Source organism: Nocardia sp. CDC153 (assembly GCF_035818515.1).
Classification (GTDB): domain Bacteria; phylum Actinomycetota; class Actinomycetes; order Mycobacteriales; family Mycobacteriaceae; genus Nocardia.
The window spans coordinates 15,382-35,037 of record NZ_JAYKYU010000007.1; the positions used below are offsets into that span (position 1 = coordinate 15,382).

Consider the following 19,656-nt stretch of genomic DNA (forward strand, 5'->3'; position numbering starts at 1 on the left):
TGCGCTATCCCTTCGGTCTTGCGTTCTTACCGACTTGTCGCAGCAGCGTGCGGGTACTGACTTCGTCCAGCGCTGCCCCTCGAAGTGAATCGATGGCCTTGGTGTGGGTCGCGATGCTGTCCGAGTCCTCGAGGCACGCGGCTCCGACCAGTGAATCGAAGTACACGACCGGCTGCTGATCGAGGCCGCCCGAGGGCTTCATCTCGATGATCGTGAATGATCCGACGGCCGTTCCCAGGGGGTGCCCGGCACTGAAGGGAACGACGCGCAGATTGATATTGGCGCGTTTGCTCATCTCGACGAGATGTTCGAGCTGGGCTTCCATCACCTTCGGCCCACCGACCTGCACACGGATCGCCGCCTCGTGCAGGATCGCTTGCACAGCAATAGGTTTGGTCCTACGGGTGATGAACGTCTGCCGTTCCAGCTTGAGTTGGAGTCGGCGGTCGAGCACGGTCGGCGGATCGTTCTTGAAATAGATGCGATCCAATTCCCGAGCGTACTCGGGCGTCTGAAGCAGACCGGGCACAATGTTGCTGTTGTACATGGTGAGCCGCTGCGCGCAGGCTTCCATGTCCGCGTAGATGCGGAAGCCGCTGTGGACCACGTCGCGGTACTTGTACCACCAAGACTTCGAAGCGGCCTGCCTGACCAGGGCGATCAGGTTCGCGTGGGCGTCCTCGTCCATTTCGAGGATCTTCGCGAGCAGATCCACCTCCGGGAGGCTGATTCGACCGGACTCACCACGCTCGATGCGACCTAGCTTGCTGATGCTCCAGCCCGGCCCGATCTCGTCGACGACATCCTTGAGATCCAGGTTCGCCTTCTCGCGCGCCTCGCGCAGCTGCATGCCGACCTGCTTGCGTGCGACCGAGGTTGGCGCTGGATTCGCATTCGCCACGACCACTACCCCCTCATGCGTATGAAGAATGGCAACCGCGTGAAGCCATTTTGGCAATGTTCCAGGGCTTTCGGGGCAGTTTCGTGGGTTTGCCGTATTGCCATTGCCACCCTCTGATGCGAGGCGTCTGCTTGAGATACGTCCGGCACCAATCGAATCGAGGGATGTCGAAATGCCGTTGGAAATATGGACTTTTCTGCTTGCTGCCACTTCGTTTCTCGCGCTCGTCGCGGGAGTGCACTGGACTGTTGGGGAGGATCGTGGTCAGGCTCCGCCCGGGGGCGGGGGGCCGCTGATTGTTGCCGGTGGGGTTGGGTTGCGGCGGGTGCCGCCGGGGACTCGGTATCGGGTGCACGGTCGGCATCGGGCGGGGCGAGGGCATGACAAATCCGTATATCGCTCCTGAAGATTTCCCGCGGCGAGATCACTCCGAAGGGGAGGGTGCGGGCGTGAACAGGCTGCCGGAGTGGGCCAAAGCGGCTGCGGCCGTGCGGTTTCGGGCTACCGGGCGGGATGCGGTGGAGTGTTGGATCGATCAGGCCACCGATCGGGGGATCGTGCTGTCGAACGGGGAGCGGTTCGGGATCGGGCATTTGCGGCGGGGCAACAGCGATGACGCCAGCTACTTCGAGAAGTACGACCCCCGCGCCCGCGTCCGCAAGACCGCACGGCGGGCGTGAGACACCGGCGGGGCCGGAGCACCCGATGGACGAGACACGGCCTGTTCCGGGGGTGCTCCGCCCCGGAACAGGCCGTATGTCGTTGAACGCGAGGGTTATTCGCCGGACTTCTCCGCGCGGCGGGCGGCCTTCTCCTCGGCCTCGGCGGCGTCCATGGCGTTGGCTTCCTCCAGGGTCGGCGCGCTGCCGCCGAGGCGGGCGGGGACCCAGTAGGCACCCGGCTCGTGAACGTAGTCCTTCTGCAAGTCCAAGAGCATGGTCTCCATGGTCTTGTGCAGCTGAGCGGTCAACGCCGACGCGGGTTCGTAGGGTGCGATGGGTTCGCCCACCGCGATGGAGATGGGGGTGTTGGTGCGGCCCAGGCGTTTCGGGAAGCCCTTGGTCCAGACGCGTTGCGCGCCCCAGATGACCATGGGGATGATGGGGACATTCGCCTCGATGGCCATGCGGGCCGCGCCGGACTTGAATTCCTTGAGTTCGAAGCTGCGGCTGATGGTGGCCTCGGGATAGACGCCCACCAGTTCGCCGGACTTCAGTCGGTTGACGGCCTCGTGGTAGGACTCCGCGCCCGCCGCCCGGTCGACCGGAATGTGCTTGAGGGCGCGCATGATCGGGCCGGAGACGGGGCTGTCGAAGACCTCCTTCTTGGCCATGAAGCGGATGTAGCGCTTCGTGGTGCGCGCGGGCAGGCCGGCGTAGGTGAAGTCCATGTACCCGGTGTGGTTGATCGCGATGACCGCACCCCCGGTCGCCGGAATATTCTCGTCACCCTTGACGGTGAACTTCAGGCCCTGCAGCGCGAAAATGGTGCGGGCCAGCCCGATGACGGGGTAGTAGACGGGTTCCACAAGTCCGCTAGCGTAGTCGCTGCCCGCGCGGCATCCAGTGATCCAGGCAACACCTTCTTGATTGATGTGACTTCCAGACACTGAAAGAGGTTCGCAGGAGTGGAGTACAGCCGGACAGCGCTGCGTGTACATCTCCGCAAGGGGCTGGTCGGGACGGTGTTATCGCTCGCGGCGTGCGTGGGCGCGGGATGTGATTCGCGGGTCGGGATCGAGGGGACCGATTGGCACGCGGACGCCGGTGCGGCCACCGAGGCCAGCGTCGATACCCAGACGGCGACCGCGACGGCCACCGAGGGCGTCGGCGCGGTGCCCGGGAATCCCGAGGCCGCGGTGGCGGTCGCGCGGTGGGCGGCCGATCTGCGGGGGCACGGTATCGACGGGCTGGCCGATCGGTGCTGGACCATGGCCCCGGGCAATGTGCGCACCATGTACGCGGATCCGCAGGCCGTGCTCGCGGCGCTCACCGGGCAGGGCGTGCACAGCGGCAACGCGTCGATCTGGCAGAACGGCATTCTCACGGTCACCGCGCAGGATCGCGACACCGCGAGCGGATACGCGTGTCCGCGCGTCTTCACCACCGGCGGCGATATCGGATTCAATGACGCCGACGCGCGACACACCGTGCGGCGCTTCCTATCCCGTGCCGTGGGCCGACCGCTGGATCCCAGCGATCGGGAGGACGCCTACCCGCTGGTCTGTGCCGCGGGGCGCACCTGGGATCCGGATGGTTCGGGCAAACCGGTCGCGGTGCCGCTGGCGGCGAACCCGTCGAAGCCGGGGACGGTAAGGACCTTCGTGGACGAGTCCATCAAGTCCGAATGGCCGCGCGGCGGGTACATCACCGTGTCGGTGCCGGTCACCACCGGGACGGGTAATCAGACAAAGCAGATATACACCTTGAAGTCGGGCTCCGAGGGTTACTGCATCGGCGACGTCTCCGGCTAGTCGGTACTCTGGGTGGCTGGTAACGGTCCAGGGAGGAATGAAGCTCGTGCAGATCACCAGCGTCGGACACGCCGGATTCCACATCCGAACCGCGGCCGGGACGATCCTCTGCGATCCCTGGGTCAACCCCGCTTACTTCGGATCGTGGTTCCCGTTCCCCGACAACACCCAGCTGGACTGGGACGAGCTCGGCAACTGCGATTTCCTCTACGTCTCGCACCTGCACCGCGATCACTGGGACGCCAAGCACCTCGCGGACAAGGTGAACAAGGACGCCACCGTCCTGCTGCCCGACTACCCGGTGCCGGACCTCAAGCGCGAGCTCGAGAAGCTGGGCTTCACCAAGTTCGTGGAGACCGAGGATTCGGTCAAGACCACGGTCACCGGTCCCGGCGGCGATCTCGACATCATGATCATCGCGCTGCGCGCGCCCGCCGACGGGCCCATCGGTGACTCCGCCCTGGTGGTCGCCGACGGAGAAACCGTGTGCTTCAACATGAACGACGCGCGGCCGGTCGACATGGATGTGCTGCACGACAACTTCGGGCACGTGGACATCCACCTGCTGCAGTACTCGGGCGCGATCTGGTACCCGATGGTCTACGACATTCCGACCAAGACCAAGGCCAACTTCGGCAAGCAGAAGCGGCAGCGCGGCATGGACCGCGCCCGCTCCTACATCGAGCAGGTCGGGGCCACCTGGGTCGTCCCGTCCGCGGGACCGCCGGTCTTCCTCGATGACGAGCTGCGCTACCTCAATGACGATCGCGGCGACGAGGGCAATATCTTCCCCGACCAGATCGTGTTCCTGGATCAGATGAAGATCCACGGCAACGAGGGCGGGCTGCTCATGATCCCGGGCTCGACCGCGGATCTGCGTGGCAAGGAACTGCTTTCGCTCACCCACCCGGTCGATCCGGACACGATTTACGGGGACAAGGCCGCCTACATCGAGGACATGGCGCAGCGGATGGCTCCGGTGCTGGCCGCCGAGAAGGCGACCTGGGCTCCGGCCGAGGGCGAACCGCTGCTGCCCGCGTTGAAGGCCAAGTTCGAGCCGATCATGGCGCAGAGCGATCTCATCTGCGACGGCATCGGCTACCCGGTCAGCCTCGTGATGGGCGACGAGACCGTGGTGCTCGACTTCCCCAAGCGCGTGGTGCGCGAGCCCATCGAGGGAGAGGGCAAGCACCGCTACGGATTCCGCATCGCGCCGGAACTCGTGCGCACCGTGCTGCGCGACGACGAGCCGGACTGGGTGAACACCATCTTCCTGTCCACGCGCTTCACCACCTGGCGCATCGGCGGCTACAACGAATTCCTCTACACCTTCTTCAAATGCCTCACCGATGAGCGCATCGCCTACGCCGACGGCTGGTTCGCCGAGGCGCACGACGATTCCGCCTCCACCGAACTCGACGGCTGGGAAGTGCAGCGGCGCTGCCCGCACCTGAAGGCGGACCTGTCGAAATTCGGTGTGGTGGAAGGCAATACGCTGACCTGCAACCTGCACGGGTGGCAGTGGGATCTGGAGTCGGGGCGCTGCAAGACCTCCAAGGGGCACGAGCTGCGCTCGAAGAAGCTGGTCTGAGAAGCGAAGCTGGTCCGAGAGCCCGGATGCGGCCGGAACAGGTCCGGCCGCATCGGGTTTCGGTGCACCCGCACCGCGCTAGCGCGCCACCTCCGAATCCTGCAACTCCCGGGTCAAGCGCGACGACCACGGACACCAGAAGCAGCCGGGTAAGAAGGCGCCGCACGCCTCGTCGAGATGGTCTTCGACATAGGTGATGGAGGAGTCGCAGACCTCGATGGCCACGGTGAAGAAGCTGATGGTGTCCGGATCGAGGATGAAGCCCCAGCCGGGGTTGTAGGGCTCCGGCCGCTTCCTGATCCGACCCATCACGTGCGTGGACATCGTCTCCTCGCCGGAGAGAATGCGGCGCGCTTCCGCGATCCGCTGGTCATCGTTCAGCTGGAAGACGAATTCCTTACCGGAAAAATCGGTGAATGCGAAGAAGGCCATGGTTGTCCCCTTCGACAGAGCGATCGGGTGAGGCAGGACCTGCTCATTGATGGTATGCCTCGCAAACCAGGCAATCCGATGAATTTAATTGCGTACCAATAGGTTTAGAGGACCGCCCCGTTTGTTTGGGGATTCGCGGGTTTGCTCACTCGCCGCGCCTGGACGATCAAATCCCGTACCGCCATCGCGCCCCGGGCCACCGGAGCCGCCACCCGGCCCTGCTCATTGATCAAGACACCCGAGGGCGTGCCGCGCACCCGATAGCGCAAGGCGGCCTCGTTGCCCTGTTGGACCAGCACCGGAATCGTGCCGAGCCCCTGTTCCTCGCCCCATTTCGCATGTTCGGCCACATCGCCGTTGCCCAGCACGGCAATGGTCAGCGCATCGGATGAACGCGCCTGCCAGCGCGGTAATTCACGGGCCAGCGCGGCGCACATCTCGCATCCCGGATGGACGAAGACGAGCAGCAATGACTTTCCCGGCACGAGCAATTCGTCCAGACCGGTCCGTCCGCCGCCGGTCTTCAGCACCTCGAATTCCGGGGCCACCGCGCCGGGCGGCAGTCCCTCCGCGCCCAGGGTGGAGAGGACCTGCTCGTCCAGTCGCCGTCGCAGGGCGCGCAATTCGCCCCACAACGACACCAGCACGGCGGCGAACGCCGCCGCCGTGCCCATCGCGATCGCGTGGTCGACCGGGAGGACACCCGGCACGTGGGGTTCGGCCAAGGTCGCCACGGTCGTCCACCCGGCCAGGGCGATCAGGGCGATATTGCGGATCACGGTGCCGCGGCCGACGGGTGCGGCGCTGGCGGCACCGAAACATGAACAGACCGGTCGCTTTCCATGGCGGAGAAGTCGCACCACGGCACCGGTGAACATGCCCAGCAGCAGAATCGCGATCAGACCCGCACCCGCCGCCGTCCACGGCAGCACGATCGTCACGGCCACCGCGGCCTCGACCGTCGGCAGGCCCCACGCCACGGTCGGCACCCAGGAGAGTGGGATCCCGAACTCCCCCACCGCCTTCCGCGTACCCGACGCATCGGCGAACTTCCCCCACGCCGACAGCCCGAACACGACGGCCAGCACCAATCGCGCGGCCCACACCACGTAGTCGACAGCCATAGTCGCACCATCGCACACCGATATGGACGGCGAATTACGAATCAGCCGAACAATTTTGATGCACAGGATGTCAGCCGCGGGTGCGAGCCGCCAACGCCACGGCCACGAAGGTCAGCGCGCAGCCGATGACCGCCAGGCTCGAGACGCCCGCGCCGGTCGGGGCGACCAGGTCGAGCACCACCGAGGCGAGGAGCTGTCCCGCGACCGAGGTCAGGCCGAGCAGCAGCACTCCGATCCACCGGACCACCGCCACGGCCAACGCCACGAATGAAATGCCTATCAGCCCACCGACATACAGCCAGGGCTCGTGGGGCAGCGGGCCGAGGCCGCCGCGCCGGGTCAACAGCACCGCCTCCACGACCACCAAGGCCGCGGTGCCGGTTGCGAAATTCGCGAGGGTGGCCGACAGCGGGCCGCCCACCGCACCGACGCGGCCGTTCACCGCCTGCTGCCAAGCCACCAGAATGCCCGCGATCAGCGGCAGCACCACCAGCAGGATCGATGCCACGGAGTGGCCGCCGAGGATCGAATCGCTCCCATTGCGTCCCACCACCGCGAGGAGGACCGCCACCAGGCCGAGGAGCGCCGCGCCAATCCGCCACGCGGTCACCGGAGTCCGCCCGCCCGGCCCCCAGCCGAGCCGATCCACGACCAGACTGCTCACCAACTGCCCGGCCACCGCCGCGACCGTGAAGGCGGTGACCCCGATGGTCGCCACGGTAAGCCCTTGGCAGGCCACGAAATACCCGCCGGACAGCCCGCCCAGGAGCTGCCCCCACCGCAATTCCTCGCTGGCCAGCGCCGCCCGCACCCGCCCAACCCCCGCCCGCAGCCGCCCGCTACCCGCGAACACGACGGCGAGCACGAGCAGCCCACTCCCAAAACTGATGGTCGCCGCCGCGATCCCATCGTGCAGCCGTGCCCCCAACTCCCCATTGATCCGCGACTGCGTGGCCACGGCAGCCCCAATAGACCCCCCGAACACCAAGCCCAACCACCGCCGCACCGCCACGGCTAGATTCTGCCCCCACACCCCACCCCCACGACCGACCGCCCGGATTCCAACCCGGACTAGCGCTTCGGCAGCCAAGTGGGGGTCAGGGCGGCTGCCAGGAGGAGGGGGGTGCCCAGGGTCGCCACGATCAGGGCGAGGGGGAGCCAGGGGGTGGCGGCTGCGGCGTAGAGGAAGACCAGGAGGGCTACCAGCTCGGTCGCGAAGCCGCCGACCGAGGTGACGGTGGCGCGGGCGGGGCCGGTGATGGTGTCTTGCAGGCGGGCCGCGGCGATGATGTCGGCGTTGTAGTTGATGCCGTAGGCGATGGCTATGGCCGAAAAGCCTACGGCCGTGAGCGGATACATGGACGTGGGATGGTGGGTGGCCGCACCCGCCAGCAGGGAGCCGCCGAGGAAGAGGACACCGGCTGTGGCCAGGGCGATCGACATGGTTCGAGCGCGCATTCCCTCGAAGCGACCCGCCAGGGCCGATCCGGCCAGGGAACCCGCCACGGTCAAGGCGACCAGTGCGGCAGCGTAGGACGGTCCCGCACCCGCGTGGTGGGCCAGGAGGGCGAAATACTCGTCGAATGCGGTGAGGCCGTTGAGCAGGGCCACCAGGATCACGCCGCGGCGAATCACCCTGACGTGCAATGCTTCCCGGAGACCCGCACGTAGCATGGCGAGATATCCGATTGCCCGCGCGGGGCTTCCGGCGGCATCGTCGGGCTCGTCCAGATCATCCGCCGCCTCCAGATCATCTACCTCCTCCAGCTCCTCCACGTCGGCCGCGGACACCGATTTCGGTGCGTCGGGCAGGGTGATCGCGGCGAGGGTGTGGAGTGTCGCCATGAGGATGCTGGACCAGGCGACCAAGGCGTAGCCGCCCCACGCGTACAGCGGTGCGGCGGCGAGAATGCCTGCCAGAGCGGCGGATTCGGAAGCGGCGCGGGTGCGGCCGGTCAGCCGCGCGTACTCGGCCGTGGCGGCGCGGGCGTGCAGGTCGTCGTAGATCAGGGCCTCGAAGGTGCCCGAGCGCAGTGCGCCGGAAGTGCCCCACAGGACGAAGCCGGCGGCGAATCCCAGGTAGGACGGGAACAGGGTCCAGCAGGCGAAGCCCGCGGTCAGCAGCGCGCCGGAAAGGATCAACAGGCCTCGGCGAGAGACCGTGTCCGCCCACGCGCCCGACGGGATCTCCAGCAGGAACGACGTCGCGGACCAGATGGCGAACAGCGAGGAGATCTGCGCCGCGTTCAGACCGTGGTCGGCGAACAGCAGGGCGTAGATGGCGTAGAGCGGAATCAGGTCGGCCGTGAACGCGAACAGGATCGCGCGCAGCGTCAGCGCACGGGTGGAAAGCGCCGGGCCCCGTTCGGCGGATGCGCGACGGAGCGAAGCACTACGGAGTACGAATCAACAGGCGTAGATCACCAGCCGCATGGGCTCAACTCTGCGCGCCGGGACCACTACCGTCAAGCGGATTGTCCAGGGGGATCCAGCCGTTGGTGGACGGCTCACCCTCCGAGACCGACGCGCCTACCAGGCCGTGGCGGTCGTTGAGGTCGTTGATGAGCTCGGAGACCGGGTGCGAATCGCTGTAGTGGTAGCCCTGGGCCAGGGCGAAGCCGAGTTCGGTGAGGACGGCGGCCTGATATTCGGTCTCGACGCCCTCGGCGATGACCTGGAGGTCCAGCGACTTGCTCAGCGCCGCGATCACGCCCAGCAGCGGCGGGGCGGGGGAATCGGAGCGGATGGCCGCCACGAAGGACTGGTCCACCTTGAGGATGTCCGACGGCAGCGTGGCCAGGCGGCTCAGCGAGGAGTAGCCGGTGCCGAAATCGTCGATGGCGATGCGCACCCCGCGCTCGCGCAGCTTGTGCAGATTGGCGATGGCGGTCTCGGATTCGGCGGCCAACTCGGACTCGGTCACCTCGAGCACAAGTTGCTCGGCGGGCCAGCCGGTTTCGGTGAGAATGCCGGAAACCCGGTCGGCGTACTCGGTTTCGGCCAGCTCCAGCCCGCTCACATTCACATTGAGGGTCAGATCGAGTTGGGCGAAGGTCTCCTGGAGACGCGCGGCGTCCGCACAGGCGCGCCGCAGCACCAGCTCGTCCAGGTCGGAGATGAGGTCGTATTCCTCCGCGACCCGGATCAGGCCCTCGGTGGTGACATCCGGCTGCGCGTGAGAAGACCAGCGCAGCAACGCTTCCACACCCACCGCGCGGGTCGCGCCGTCCGACAGCGAGACGATCGGCTGGTACTGCACGTCCAGGGTGCCGCGGTCGATGGCCTCGCGCAGCTCCACCGCCAGCGGCAGCTGCCGCGACGACTCCAGCACCGTGCGATTGCGGCCCGCCTGCTTGGCCCGATACAGACCGACATCGGCGCGCGACACCAGCAGCGACCCGGATTCACCCGGCTGCCAGGACGTCACACCCGCAGAACAGCCGGTGGTCACCGCGGCCCGCAACTCCTCGGTCAGCAGAATCGCGGCCTGCTCGGTGGTGCCGGGCAGCAGCAGCGCGAAGGCGTCGCCGCCGTAGCGGGCCAGACGCTGATCCGGCCCAAGCAGTTTCGACCAGGTGTCGGCCACCCGCTGCAGCACGGCGTCACCGGCCCGGTGCCCGAGATGGTCATTGATCTTCTGGAAGCGATCCAGATCCACCAGCACCAGCGCGAGACCCTGCTCGGTGCGGGTGGCGTGCGCGATGGCATTGCTGAGCGCGCGATCGAAGCCACGCCGATTCAGCAGACCGGTCAATACGTCGATATCGGCGTCGGAGGCCATGCGGGTCAAAATGCCGACCACGATGCCGATTCCGAAGGTGATGCCCGCCGGAATCAGACCCGACCACCACGGCAACCCGCGCGAGGGCACCACCCACAGGCAGCAGGCGATGGCGAAGGCGATATGCGCGCCCAACCACCGCCAGGAGAAGAAGATGGCGGCATCACAGGCGACGAACACGTAGAACGCCGCCAGGCTGATCGCGCCCACCGTGTTCGGAAACCAGTGCACCGCAACGGTCACCAGCACGGTCGCGGTCGCCACATAGGCGTGATGCACCGAATGCGGCAGCCGCGGACCCCAGATGAGCAGGCTGATACCCAGCAGCAGCGCCACGAACGCCGCCGCGCCCACCAGCGGCCGATTGCCCTCATTACCCGGGGCGACCGCCGTCAGGATCAAGCCCAGCAGCCCACCCATGACGTAGAACGCCCCGGTGGTCCGAGCCATGACCATTGCCGTCGCCAGCGCCGATGCCGCCCGCACCCGGGTTCGGGTATCGCCGCGAGACCCGATTCCTCGCACGCTGCCTAGCCTAGACATAAGCCCTGCTTGCGGTAGACACAACCGGCGGAATAAGCCACGCCGAGTAGCGAATTCTCAGCGCGGTGCCAGCACGTCGGTGCCGACGAAAGGCACCAGCGCAGCGGGCACCCGCACCGAACCGTCGGCTTGCTGATGGTTTTCCAGCAGGGCGACAATCCAGCGCGTCGTGGCCAGGGTGCCGTTCAGCGTGGCGGCGATCTGCGGCTTGCCGTTCTCGTCGCGGTACCGGACATTCAGCCGACGGGCCTGGAACGTCGTGCAATTCGAGGTGGAGGTGAGCTCGCGGTAGGTCTGCTGGGTGGGAACCCAAGCCTCGCAATCGAATTTGCGCGCCGCCGAGCTGCCCAGATCACCGGCGGCCACATCGATGACGCGGTAGGGCACGTCGATGGCGGCCAGCATGTCCTGCTCCCAGGCCAGCAGTCGCTTGTGCTCGGCGTCGGCCTGGTCCGGGGTGGTGTAGACGAACATCTCCACCTTGTCGAACTGGTGCACGCGAATGATGCCGCGGGTGTCCTTGCCGTAGCTGCCCGCCTCGCGGCGGAAGCAGGACGACCAGCCCGCGTAGCGCTTGGGGCCCGCGCTCAGATCCAGGATCTCGCCCGAGTGATAGCCCGCCAGCGGCACTTCCGAGGTGCCGACCAGGTACAGGTCGTCCTCCTCCAGGTGGTAGACCTCGGCGGCATGCTGACCCAGGAAGCCGGTGCCCTGCATGACCTCCGGGCGCACCAGCACCGGCGGGATCATCATGGTGAAGCCGTTGGCGGTGGCCTGCTGCGCGGCCAGCTGCAGCAGACCCAGCTGCAGCAGCGCGCCGTAACCGGTGAGGAAGTAGAAGCGCGAGCCCGAGACCTTCGCGCCGCGCTCCATATCGATGATGCCCAGCGATTCACCCAGGTCCAGGTGATCCTTGGGCTCGAAATCGAATTCGCGCGGGGTGCCGACGTGTTCGAGCACGATGTAGTCGTCCTCGCCGCCCGCGGGCGCGCCCTCCTGCACGACGTTCGACAGCGCGCGCTGGGCGGCGACCATCTCGGCGTCGGCGATGTTCTCGGCCGCCTCGGCCTCCTTCACCTTCGCCGACAGCTCCTGGCCGTGCTTCAACAGCTCGGCGCGCTCCTCCGGGGAAGCCTTGCCGACCTTCTTGCCCAGCGCCTTCTGCTCGGCGCGCAGATTGTCGGCCGTCGCGACCGCGGCGCGACGGGCGGCATCCGCCTCGAGCAGGGTGTCCACCAGAGACGGGTCCTCACCGCGAGCACGCTGCGACGCACGAACCGCTTCCGGGTTTTCCCGCAGGAATCGAAGGTCGATCATGCGGTTCAGCCTAGTGGGCGGCCTCCACCGAATTTCGGATAGGTCGGCGCTCACTATTTGATCTTGATCAGCTCAATCGCGGGTCCCGATCCCACCCATCCGGCCCACGACCGGGCGATTTCCGACCTAGGGTTAGCCGCATGGGACGGCAGGGAGTCCGGCAGCGGCTCCGCCGTGGTCTTTGACGAGGAGTCACCATGCCCCAATACACCCCGCACACCGCCGATTTCGTCGTCATCGGAGCCGGATCCGCGGGGGCCGCCGTGGCCGCACGACTGAGCGAACGACCCGGCGTCAGCGTCGTGGTCCTCGAAGCCGGTGGCGAGGACAGCGACAAGTTCGCCCACATTCCCGCCGCGTTCAACCAGCTCTTCCAGGGTCCCTACGACTGGAACTACCGCACCGAACCGCAGCCCGAACTCAGCGACCGCAAGGTGTACTGGCCGCGCGGCAAGATGCTCGGCGGCTCCTCCTCCATGAACGCCATGATGTGGGTGCGCGGGTTCGCCGCCGACTACGACGAGTGGGGTCGCTACGCCGGACCGGACTGGTCCTTCGAGAAGGTGCTGCCCTACTTCCAGAAAATGGAGTCCGTCGAGGAAGCCAGCGAACCCGGCGAGGGCCGCGGCGGGCCGCTGCACATCTCCCGACAGCGCAGCCCGCGGGCGATCACCCACACCTACCTGCAGGCCGCCACCGAGGCCGGATATCCGGTGGAACGCGCGAACAGCGATCGGCCGCAAGGGTTCTCGCAGACCATGGTGACCCAGAAGCGCGGGGCGCGCTGGTCCACCGCCGACGCCTACCTGCGGCCCGCGCGGCAGCAGGGACGCAATCTGACCGTCGTCACCGAGGCGCACGCCACCCGGATCCTGTTCGAGGGGACGCGGGCGATCGGGGTGGAGTACCGGATCGGCGGGGAGACCAAGCAGATCACCGCCAAACGGGAGGTGGTGCTGTCGGGCGGGGCCATCAACAGCCCGCAGCTGCTCATGCTCTCCGGGATCGGCGACGGACATCGGCTGCGGGAGCTGGGGATTCCGGTGGTGCGGGACCTGCCCGAGGTAGGGCGCGGACTGCGCGACCACCTCGCCGCGCCCATCGTCTACCGCACCCGGGCGGGCAGCCTCTACGGTGCGGACAAGAACCTGCTCGAACTCGCCAACTACCTGGTGCTGCGGCGCGGACAGCTCACCTCGAACATCGGTGAGGCGTACGGGTTCACGCGCAGCCGCGAGGAGCTGGAACTGCCCGACCTCGAGCTCATCTTCGGACCCGCGCCGTATATCGCGGAGGGACTGGGGGATCCGGACGGGCACGCGCTGACCTTCGCGGCCATCCTGCTCAAGCCGGAATCCATCGGCAGCATCACCCTCACCTCGCCGGACCCGTTCACCGCGCCGCGCATCAACCCGCGCTACTGCGCCGAACCGGCCGACCGCGCCGCGCTGATGGCGGGGCTGCGGCAGTGCGTCGAACTGGCGCACCAGCCCGCGATGAAGGAGCACATCGGCGAACTCATGCAACCCGCCGTGCCGTCGGACACCCCGATGGAGGAGGTGCTGCGCCGCTGCCTCGAGGACCACTCGCACACGCTGTACCACCCGGTCGGCACCTGTGCCATGGGCAAGGACGAGACCAGCGTGGTGGACCCGCAACTGCGCGTCCGCGGCATCGAGGGCCTGCGCGTCGCCGACACCTCGGTCATGCCGATCATCACCCGCGGCCACACCCACGCCCCGGCGGTGCTCATCGGCGAGAAGGCGGCCGACCTGATCATGTCGTAAGCGGTTCGGGGGGTGCGAAGATCGGGCGGAAGGCCGGTGGTTCGTGGCGGGGGCGGGAGGGCGCTGCAATGATGGGTGCCGATGCCTGAGCAGATGACGCCTCCGCAGTGGCCCGCGCCGCCGAGTTCGCCGCGCCCCGGGTCGCCCAACCGTCGGAAACCGACGGCGCTGGATCGATTGCTGGCACCGTTGCGCGCGGTCGAGTCGAAGCTGGACAAGAACGGTCCGCTCTCGGCGTCGACCGTGCGGTGGGGGCTGCTGGCGATGGCGGTCGGCGTCACGCTGGCCGTGCTCATCACCATGTTCGTCTCCAATGGCTTCGACTCGAATCGGGTGAAGGCGCACGCGCCGGGGGCCGCGCAGCCCACCGGGGCGGTCGCGGGCGCGGCCTTCGGCACCGCCAAGGAGGGCGACTGCCTGACGTGGTCCAAGAGCAATGCCTCCGACCTGTCCAAGGTCGACTGCGGCAGCAAGCACCTGTTCGAGGTGACCGCCGACATCGACCTGAGCAAGTACCCGGGCAAGGAGTTCGGACCCGGCTCGCGCTTCCCGGACTCGCTGCGCTTCTCCGAACTGCGCGACGAGCATTGCGTCAGCGCCGCCCAGGAGTACCTCGGCGGCAAGCTGGACCCGCGTGGCAAATTCGTTGTCGGCCTGATCAATCCGGGCGAGGCGGGCTGGAAGGCGGGCGAGCGCACGCTGCGCTGCGGCCTGCAGGTCTCGGGCAGCCAGGGCATCGCCACCAAACCCATCACCGGCAGCGTGCGAGAGATCAACCAGTCCAAGGTCTATGACGTGGGCACCTGCATCGGCATCAAGTCCAACCTGCCCACCGATCCGGTCGACTGCACCCAGCCGCACGCCTTCGAGATCGTCTCCACCGTGGACCTGACCTCCCACTTCAACGGCGGCCCGCCCTCGAAGGACGATCAGGACAAGTTCATGGAAGACCAGTGCGCCAAGGACGCCGCCGACTATCTCGGCACCCCGGACGCGCTGCGCAACAAGACCCTGACCCTGTTCTGGGACGCCCTCGACGCCCGCAGCTGGCTGGCCGGTTCCCGCAGCCTCAACTGCATGGTCGGCAAGGGCGCGGATCAGGGCTTCGCCACCATCACCGGATCGGCCAAGGGCGACATCCAGATCGACGGCCAGGCCCCGGTCCCGCCGCCCAACTCCGGCCGCTACACCCCGCCGCCGCTGCCCGGCGCGGCCCCGCCGGTTATCCCCCAGCCACGCTGAGTCGGCGATAGCGAAAACACATGCCCGTCTCCATGTCCGACGACCGCTTCGAAGAGCTCGTCGGTGACGCACTCGATCTGATTCCGCCACAGCTGTCACAGGCGATCGACAATGTGGTGATTCTCATCGAACCGCGCAATGCCGAGGAACCGGACCTGCTCGGGCTCTACCACGGCATTGCGCTCACCGACCGGGACTTCAGCCACTACGGCGGCGCGCTGCCCGACACCGTCACCATCTATCGCGACGCCATCCTCGAGATGTGTCACAGCGAAGAAGAGGTGGTCGAAGAGGTGGCAATCACAGTGATTCATGAGATAGCGCACTATTTCGGGATTGACGACGAGCGCCTCCATCAGTTGGGATGGGGCTGACAGCGGCGCTGGGAACCGATCAGCAAACCTCTGCGTCCAATCTTCATAACCGGGGTGGAACGTAGAAGGGAGCCCGATCATGGTTGGCCATGTCCTCGTGCAGCCCGAGGTGATCCTCGCGGCGGCCCTCGAGCTCGATCTGCTCGCCGAACGGCTGGCCGCCGCCGCGAGCGCGACGGCACCCGCCACCCACGTGCTCCCCTCCGGCACCGAAGAGGTGTCCTTCCTCGCGGCAGCGCATTTCAACAATGCCGCCTTCACCCATGACCACGCGGTCGCCCAGGGCATTCTCGAGTTGCATCACGCCGCCGCCACCCTGCGCAGCCAGCTGGCCCAATATCTGGCGCAAGACGCCCTGCGCGCCGCCGGCATCGCCGCGATCCAGGTGTAGAAGGGGAGATACACATGACGCTGGGAATCACCGGGGTGTTCTGGCTGCCCCGCATGGCCGAGATCAATTCCATTTCGCTCAATGCCGGCACGCACGCCATTCCGCTGGTGGCCGCGAACAGCGCGTGGAGCGCGCTCACCGCCTCCTGGGTCGACGCCACCACGACGGTCGCGCGGGTGATGGCCGAGATCGGCGTCGGACTCGAGGGCGTGAACGGCATCAATGTGCTGGCACGGCTGGGCGTCTTCACCGGCTGGGCCGAACAGCAGGCCGTGATGGCGGGCATCATGGCGGGCAAGGCCGCCGCCAATGCCACCGCCTACACCGTGGCCAGCATCGCCATGCCGAGCCTGCCGGAGATCGCGGCCGTGGAGGCCGCGCGGGTGGCCGCCTACTCCAGCGGCGGCGCGCTCAATGGCACGGCCGAAGCGGCCGAGGCCGCCAAGCTGGCCCTCGACATCCGGGCCGCACTGGTGATGGAAACCTATGAGGCCGCAACGAGTTTGATGGTCGCCACGCCCGGCCAGTTCCTCATGCCGCCGCCCATCGCCATGGGCGCGGGCTCGGCCAATGCGGGCGGCGACGCCTTCGCCAACAGCAGTGATCCGGTGCAGGCGGCGCTCGGCGCGGCCGCGGCGCTGGCCCAGAATCCGGCCGTCACCAGCGCCCTCTCGCAGGCCGCGCAGGTGGCGGGGACGGTGGTCACCAGCGGCGTCAGCAGCGCGGGAAACGTTGCGAGCACGGCGGTTACGGCCATCGCCAATGCGGTGACGCAAACCCCGGCGCTGCCCACCTCGAGCCTGCCGGTAATGGCGGGCGCGGGTGCGGCGACCGTCGGCGCGGGCGGCGCGGCGCTGGCCACGCAGGCCGTGTCGTTCAATGGCGTGGGCACCTCGGTGAACATCGGCACCGGCGGCGGCACCCTGCGGCTCCCGGACGGATGGGGCACCGGGCTCGGAACCCCCGGCGGCGCAACGCCTCCCGCCGCGCCCATCGCCGAGCCGATGACCGTGGCGACCGCTCCGGCCTCCACCACCCCGGTGCGATCCACCGGCACCAGCCCGCTGCTGGGCAGCCAGGGCAGCGACGAGGAGGAGACGCACCGCGGCCACGATTACGGCCGCTCGGCCGAGGTCTTCGCCGACGGCCGGGTCATCGCGCCCGCGGTGATCGGCGGCGACCCCCTGGCCGACCGGTGACGGTGCCGGGCGCGGGCAGCGGGGTGCTCGGGGCGGGCCGTGTCCCCTCGCTGCTGGGGTCGGTGACGCTGTCGCTCGACGAAATGCAGTACCTCCAAGAGGCATTGGAGATCGACGAGCTGCCCGTGGTGCTGAATGCCATGGGGCGCTACGACAATGCCGCCGACCACGATGCCGCCATGGCCGCCGCGGCCGCGAGCCTGGCCGAACGCGAGCTGCTCGACGACGATCAGGTGCATCCCGAACTGGCCGAACGCTTGCGCGTGCTCTACCGGCCGCATTGGGTTTTGGCCGTGCGCTGGTATGTCGAAGGCCAAGTCAACCGGCTCTGTCTCGCCAAGGGCTCGGATTTCGAGGTGGTGGCGCTGCGGGGTCCCGGATCGTATGTGATCGACGAGGCGAGCCACGATCTGGCGGGCACCGTGCTGGCCGCGCTCGGGCCGTGCGAACCACTGGAACTGGCCGGAATGAACGCGCCCACCGAGGATCTGGTGCCGATCTTCGACGACGCGGGTGACGCGGCCACCACCGCCGCGCGCTTGACCAAGGTGTGCAATCCGGCGCGCGACGCGCAGACGCTCGCTTCGGCTCTGGTGCAGGTGAATTCGCACGCGGAGATCGTCGGCGTGCTCTACGGGGACGGCTCGCGCGAGCAGGCCGAGGGCCACCTCGCCGTCTACAACACCCGGCACGGCCGGTTCCTCGCCATTACGACGACGGCCAGCGACGGCACCAAGTGGACTTCGTTCGCCAGCGGCACCCCGGCCCGCTTCCGGACGGCACTACAGGATCTGCTCGAATCCCTGCCGCTGCGCAGCGAATTCCCCCACCCGGGCGAATTCCCTAACCCATAGGGTCGTCGCCGGTCGGCTCGATGGCGTCGGCGAACGGGGCCGGATAGCGGCCCCAGCGGGTGCACTCCCAGAGATTGTTCTCGAAGGGCAGCAATTCGATGGTCTCGGTATTGTCCAAGTGGTTGTTGGCCGCGAAAAGCCTTGGCACACCGGTGAGTTCGCGGGAGACCAGGCGCATGGCCGCACCGTGGCTGACCAGGATGACATCCCCGGCGTCCGGATCGGTGAGGTACTCGTCGCGCAGGCGTTGCAGGGCCGGGATATAGCGGGCGAGCACCTCCGCGCCGGATTCACCGCCCGGCACCCGCAGCTCCAGATCGCCGAAATGCCAAGCGTGGTAGACCTTCTGGAATTCCTCGTGCGCCGCGCGGGTGCTCAGACCCTCGAGCTCGCCGAGCTGCACCTCCTGCAGATCCTCGAGCACCTCGAGCGGGACACCGGTGGCGGCCTCGATGTAGCCGCCGGTCTGTCTCGCGCGCAGGGCCGCCGAGGAGAACAGGCGCTGCGGGGGGGCGGCCAGGTTCGCGCCGAAGGTCTTCGCCTGTGCCACACCGCGTTCGGTCAAGGGTAGGCCCGGGAGCCGGGTGTCGAGGATCTTGCCGACATTGCCCTCGGTCTCGCCGTGCCGGACCAGGATGAGTTTGCCGGTCACAGGTCGGCCACCCCCTTCTTCAGATCGGCCAGCCAGGCCGCGGCGGGTGCGTCGGGCGGCGGCGGTGTGCCGGTGGCCGAGGCGGCGGGCCAGGAACCGAGGAAACGGATCCGGGCGGCGGTGCGGTGCAGGGCCTTGAGCGCCTCGGCCACCGCGGTGTCGTCGATATGGCCGACACAGTCCAGGTAGAAACGGTAGGTGCCCATGCCCGTTCGGGTCGGGCGGGATTCGATGCGGGTGAGATCGATACCGCGGGTGGCGAATTCGGCGAAGGCGCGCATGAGCGAACCGGGCTCGTTGGCCAACTCCAGCACGATGGAGGTGCGATCCACCCCCGTGCGCGGCGGCGCGGGTCGCGGCGCGGTGACCAGGACGAAACGGGTGACGGCCCGATCGACATCGGCGACACCGGAAGCCAAGGGCGCCAAGCCCAAGCGCTCGCCCGCCAAGGCGGTCGACACCGCGGCCTCGGCGTGCCCGGCGGCCACATCCTCGGCGGCCGCGGCATTGGAGGCGGAGGTGTAGAGCTCGGCCAGCGGCATGTTCACCGCCAGCCACATGCGGACCTGGGCGGCCGCGACCGGATACGCGGCAATGCGGCGCACCTGCGCGAGCTCGACGCCCGGGCGGCCCAGGATGGTGAAGGCCACGTCCAGATCCGTCTCCGCCATGATCTGCAGCCGGGGGCCGACGGCCAACGCGTCCAAGGTGGGGGCGATGGAACCCTCGACCGAACTCTCGATCGGCACCACCGCGCCCGCGGTCTTCCCGGCCCGCACCAGCTCGATCGCCGCGCCCTGGCTCGGGGACGGGACACGCTCGACCGGCCCATCGAAGATTCCGGTGGACTCCAGTTTGGCGAGGGCCATCTCCGTAAAGGTTCCCGACGGCCCGAAGTAGGCGATGCGCGGCACGGTAACGACATTACTTGCGTGCGCGCGGTCCCCTCCCGCTTTGGCCAACTCCCAGGTAACTTCGCACCCCTGACCGGGGGA

General features: G+C 67.8%; 19 protein-coding genes. 9 read left to right on the plus strand and 10 right to left on the minus strand.

Annotation, left to right across the window (positions count from 1 at the left end):
* Window positions 1-4: 4 nt before the first annotated feature.
* Window positions 5-901 (minus strand): helix-turn-helix domain-containing protein, encoded by an 897-nt coding sequence (locus VMT65_RS33275; RefSeq protein WP_326312646.1) that lies wholly within the window; start codon window positions 899-901, stop codon window positions 5-7.
* Between the two features lie 449 nt (window positions 902-1,350).
* On the opposite strand from VMT65_RS33275, the gene VMT65_RS33280 reads away from it, so the two are divergent.
* On the plus strand, window positions 1,351-1,581 hold the full coding sequence (locus VMT65_RS33280) for a hypothetical protein (protein ID WP_326312647.1): 231 nt from the start codon (window positions 1,351-1,353) through the stop codon (window positions 1,579-1,581).
* A gap of 95 nt (window positions 1,582-1,676) precedes the next feature.
* On the opposite strand, the gene VMT65_RS33285 is transcribed toward VMT65_RS33280, so the two are convergent.
* The gene (locus tag VMT65_RS33285; protein ID WP_326312648.1) at window positions 1,677-2,429 is read right to left on the minus strand and encodes a lysophospholipid acyltransferase family protein; all 753 of its coding nucleotides are present in this window, start codon (window positions 2,427-2,429) and stop codon (window positions 1,677-1,679) included.
* Window positions 2,430-2,528: 99 nt separating this feature from the next.
* On the opposite strand from VMT65_RS33285, the gene VMT65_RS33290 reads away from it, so the two are divergent.
* Both VMT65_RS33290 and VMT65_RS33295 read left to right on the plus strand, forming a co-directional pair.
* Window positions 2,529-3,374 carry a hypothetical protein gene (locus VMT65_RS33290; protein WP_326312649.1) on the plus strand — a complete coding sequence of 282 codons (846 nt, stop codon included), beginning with the start codon at window positions 2,529-2,531 and terminating at the stop codon, window positions 3,372-3,374.
* Window positions 3,375-3,420: 46 nt separating this feature from the next.
* The gene (locus VMT65_RS33295; protein ID WP_326312961.1) at window positions 3,421-4,965 is read left to right on the plus strand and encodes a Rieske 2Fe-2S domain-containing protein; all 1,545 of its coding nucleotides are present in this window, start codon (window positions 3,421-3,423) and stop codon (window positions 4,963-4,965) included.
* Window positions 4,966-5,043: 78 nt separating this feature from the next.
* On the opposite strand, the gene VMT65_RS33300 is transcribed toward VMT65_RS33295, so the two are convergent.
* The 6 genes from VMT65_RS33300 to serS form a co-directional block, all read right to left on the minus strand.
* Complete coding sequence (locus VMT65_RS33300; protein ID WP_326312650.1) at window positions 5,044-5,397, minus strand: BP74-related protein; 354 nt, start codon at window positions 5,395-5,397, stop codon at window positions 5,044-5,046.
* 104 nt (window positions 5,398-5,501) lie between these two features.
* A complete protein-coding gene (locus VMT65_RS33305) occupies window positions 5,502-6,521 on the minus strand; it encodes a MauE/DoxX family redox-associated membrane protein (protein ID WP_326312651.1) in 1,020 nt (339 codons plus the stop codon).
* 70 nt (window positions 6,522-6,591) lie between these two features.
* Window positions 6,592-7,479: a DMT family transporter gene (locus VMT65_RS33310; protein ID WP_442790347.1), complete on the minus strand. Its 888-nt coding sequence runs from the start codon at window positions 7,477-7,479 to the stop codon at window positions 6,592-6,594.
* Between the two features lie 113 nt (window positions 7,480-7,592).
* Window positions 7,593-8,858 carry an MFS transporter gene (locus tag VMT65_RS33315; RefSeq protein ID WP_326312962.1) on the minus strand — a complete coding sequence of 422 codons (1,266 nt, stop codon included), beginning with the start codon at window positions 8,856-8,858 and terminating at the stop codon, window positions 7,593-7,595.
* Window positions 8,859-8,958: 100 nt separating this feature from the next.
* A complete protein-coding gene (locus VMT65_RS33320) occupies window positions 8,959-10,827 on the minus strand; it encodes a putative bifunctional diguanylate cyclase/phosphodiesterase (RefSeq protein ID WP_326312653.1) in 1,869 nt (622 codons plus the stop codon).
* A 75-nt stretch (window positions 10,828-10,902) separates the two neighbouring features.
* Window positions 10,903-12,162 (minus strand): serine--tRNA ligase, encoded by a 1,260-nt coding sequence (gene serS, locus VMT65_RS33325; protein WP_326312654.1) that lies wholly within the window; start codon window positions 12,160-12,162, stop codon window positions 10,903-10,905.
* 197 nt (window positions 12,163-12,359) lie between these two features.
* Between serS and VMT65_RS33330 the strand changes: the two genes are divergently transcribed.
* From VMT65_RS33330 to VMT65_RS33355, 6 genes are all read left to right on the plus strand, one after another.
* Window positions 12,360-13,949: a GMC family oxidoreductase gene (locus VMT65_RS33330; protein WP_326312655.1), complete on the plus strand. Its 1,590-nt coding sequence runs from the start codon at window positions 12,360-12,362 to the stop codon at window positions 13,947-13,949.
* Window positions 13,950-14,030: 81 nt separating this feature from the next.
* Entirely contained in the window at window positions 14,031-15,191 is a 1,161-nt protein-coding gene (locus VMT65_RS33335; protein WP_326312656.1) for a septum formation family protein, read from the plus strand.
* A gap of 20 nt (window positions 15,192-15,211) precedes the next feature.
* The gene (locus VMT65_RS33340; protein ID WP_326312657.1) at window positions 15,212-15,565 is read left to right on the plus strand and encodes a metallopeptidase family protein; all 354 of its coding nucleotides are present in this window, start codon (window positions 15,212-15,214) and stop codon (window positions 15,563-15,565) included.
* Between the two features lie 79 nt (window positions 15,566-15,644).
* On the plus strand, window positions 15,645-15,956 hold the full coding sequence (locus VMT65_RS33345; RefSeq protein ID WP_326312658.1) for a PE domain-containing protein: 312 nt from the start codon (window positions 15,645-15,647) through the stop codon (window positions 15,954-15,956).
* A gap of 14 nt (window positions 15,957-15,970) precedes the next feature.
* On the plus strand, window positions 15,971-17,155 hold the full coding sequence (locus VMT65_RS33350; protein ID WP_326312659.1) for a PPE domain-containing protein: 1,185 nt from the start codon (window positions 15,971-15,973) through the stop codon (window positions 17,153-17,155).
* A complete protein-coding gene (locus VMT65_RS33355) occupies window positions 17,152-18,009 on the plus strand; it encodes an ESX secretion-associated protein EspG (RefSeq protein WP_326312660.1) in 858 nt (285 codons plus the stop codon). Before VMT65_RS33350 ends, VMT65_RS33355 begins: the two co-directional genes overlap by 4 nt.
* Here the strand turns inward: VMT65_RS33355 and VMT65_RS33360 are convergent.
* Both VMT65_RS33360 and pheA read right to left on the minus strand, forming a co-directional pair.
* Window positions 17,999-18,661 carry a histidine phosphatase family protein gene (locus tag VMT65_RS33360; protein WP_326312661.1) on the minus strand — a complete coding sequence of 221 codons (663 nt, stop codon included), beginning with the start codon at window positions 18,659-18,661 and terminating at the stop codon, window positions 17,999-18,001. The genes VMT65_RS33355 and VMT65_RS33360 overlap by 11 nt on opposite strands.
* Complete coding sequence (pheA, locus tag VMT65_RS33365; RefSeq protein ID WP_326312662.1) at window positions 18,658-19,575, minus strand: prephenate dehydratase; 918 nt, start codon at window positions 19,573-19,575, stop codon at window positions 18,658-18,660. Before pheA ends, VMT65_RS33360 begins: the two co-directional genes overlap by 4 nt.
* Window positions 19,576-19,656 lie beyond the last annotated feature (81 nt).

Bases quoted from the DNA above. Each gene is read 5' to 3' on its own strand.
- VMT65_RS33300 (WP_326312650.1), bottom strand. From the start codon at position 5,397: ATGGCCTTCTTCGCATTCACCGATTTTTCCGGTAAGGAATTCGTCTTC.
- VMT65_RS33335 (WP_326312656.1), top strand. From the start codon at position 14,031: ATGCCTGAGCAGATGACGCCTCCGCAGTGGCCCGCGCCGCCGAGTTCG.
- serS (WP_326312654.1), bottom strand. From the start codon at position 12,162: ATGATCGACCTTCGATTCCTGCGGGAAAACCCGGAAGCGGTTCGTGCG.
- VMT65_RS33350 (WP_326312659.1), top strand. From the start codon at position 15,971: ATGACGCTGGGAATCACCGGGGTGTTCTGGCTGCCCCGCATGGCCGAG.
- VMT65_RS33330 (WP_326312655.1), top strand. From the start codon at position 12,360: ATGCCCCAATACACCCCGCACACCGCCGATTTCGTCGTCATCGGAGCC.
- VMT65_RS33340 (WP_326312657.1), top strand. From the start codon at position 15,212: ATGCCCGTCTCCATGTCCGACGACCGCTTCGAAGAGCTCGTCGGTGAC.
- VMT65_RS33345 (WP_326312658.1), top strand. From the start codon at position 15,645: ATGGTTGGCCATGTCCTCGTGCAGCCCGAGGTGATCCTCGCGGCGGCC.
- VMT65_RS33305 (WP_326312651.1), bottom strand. From the start codon at position 6,521: ATGGCTGTCGACTACGTGGTGTGGGCCGCGCGATTGGTGCTGGCCGTC.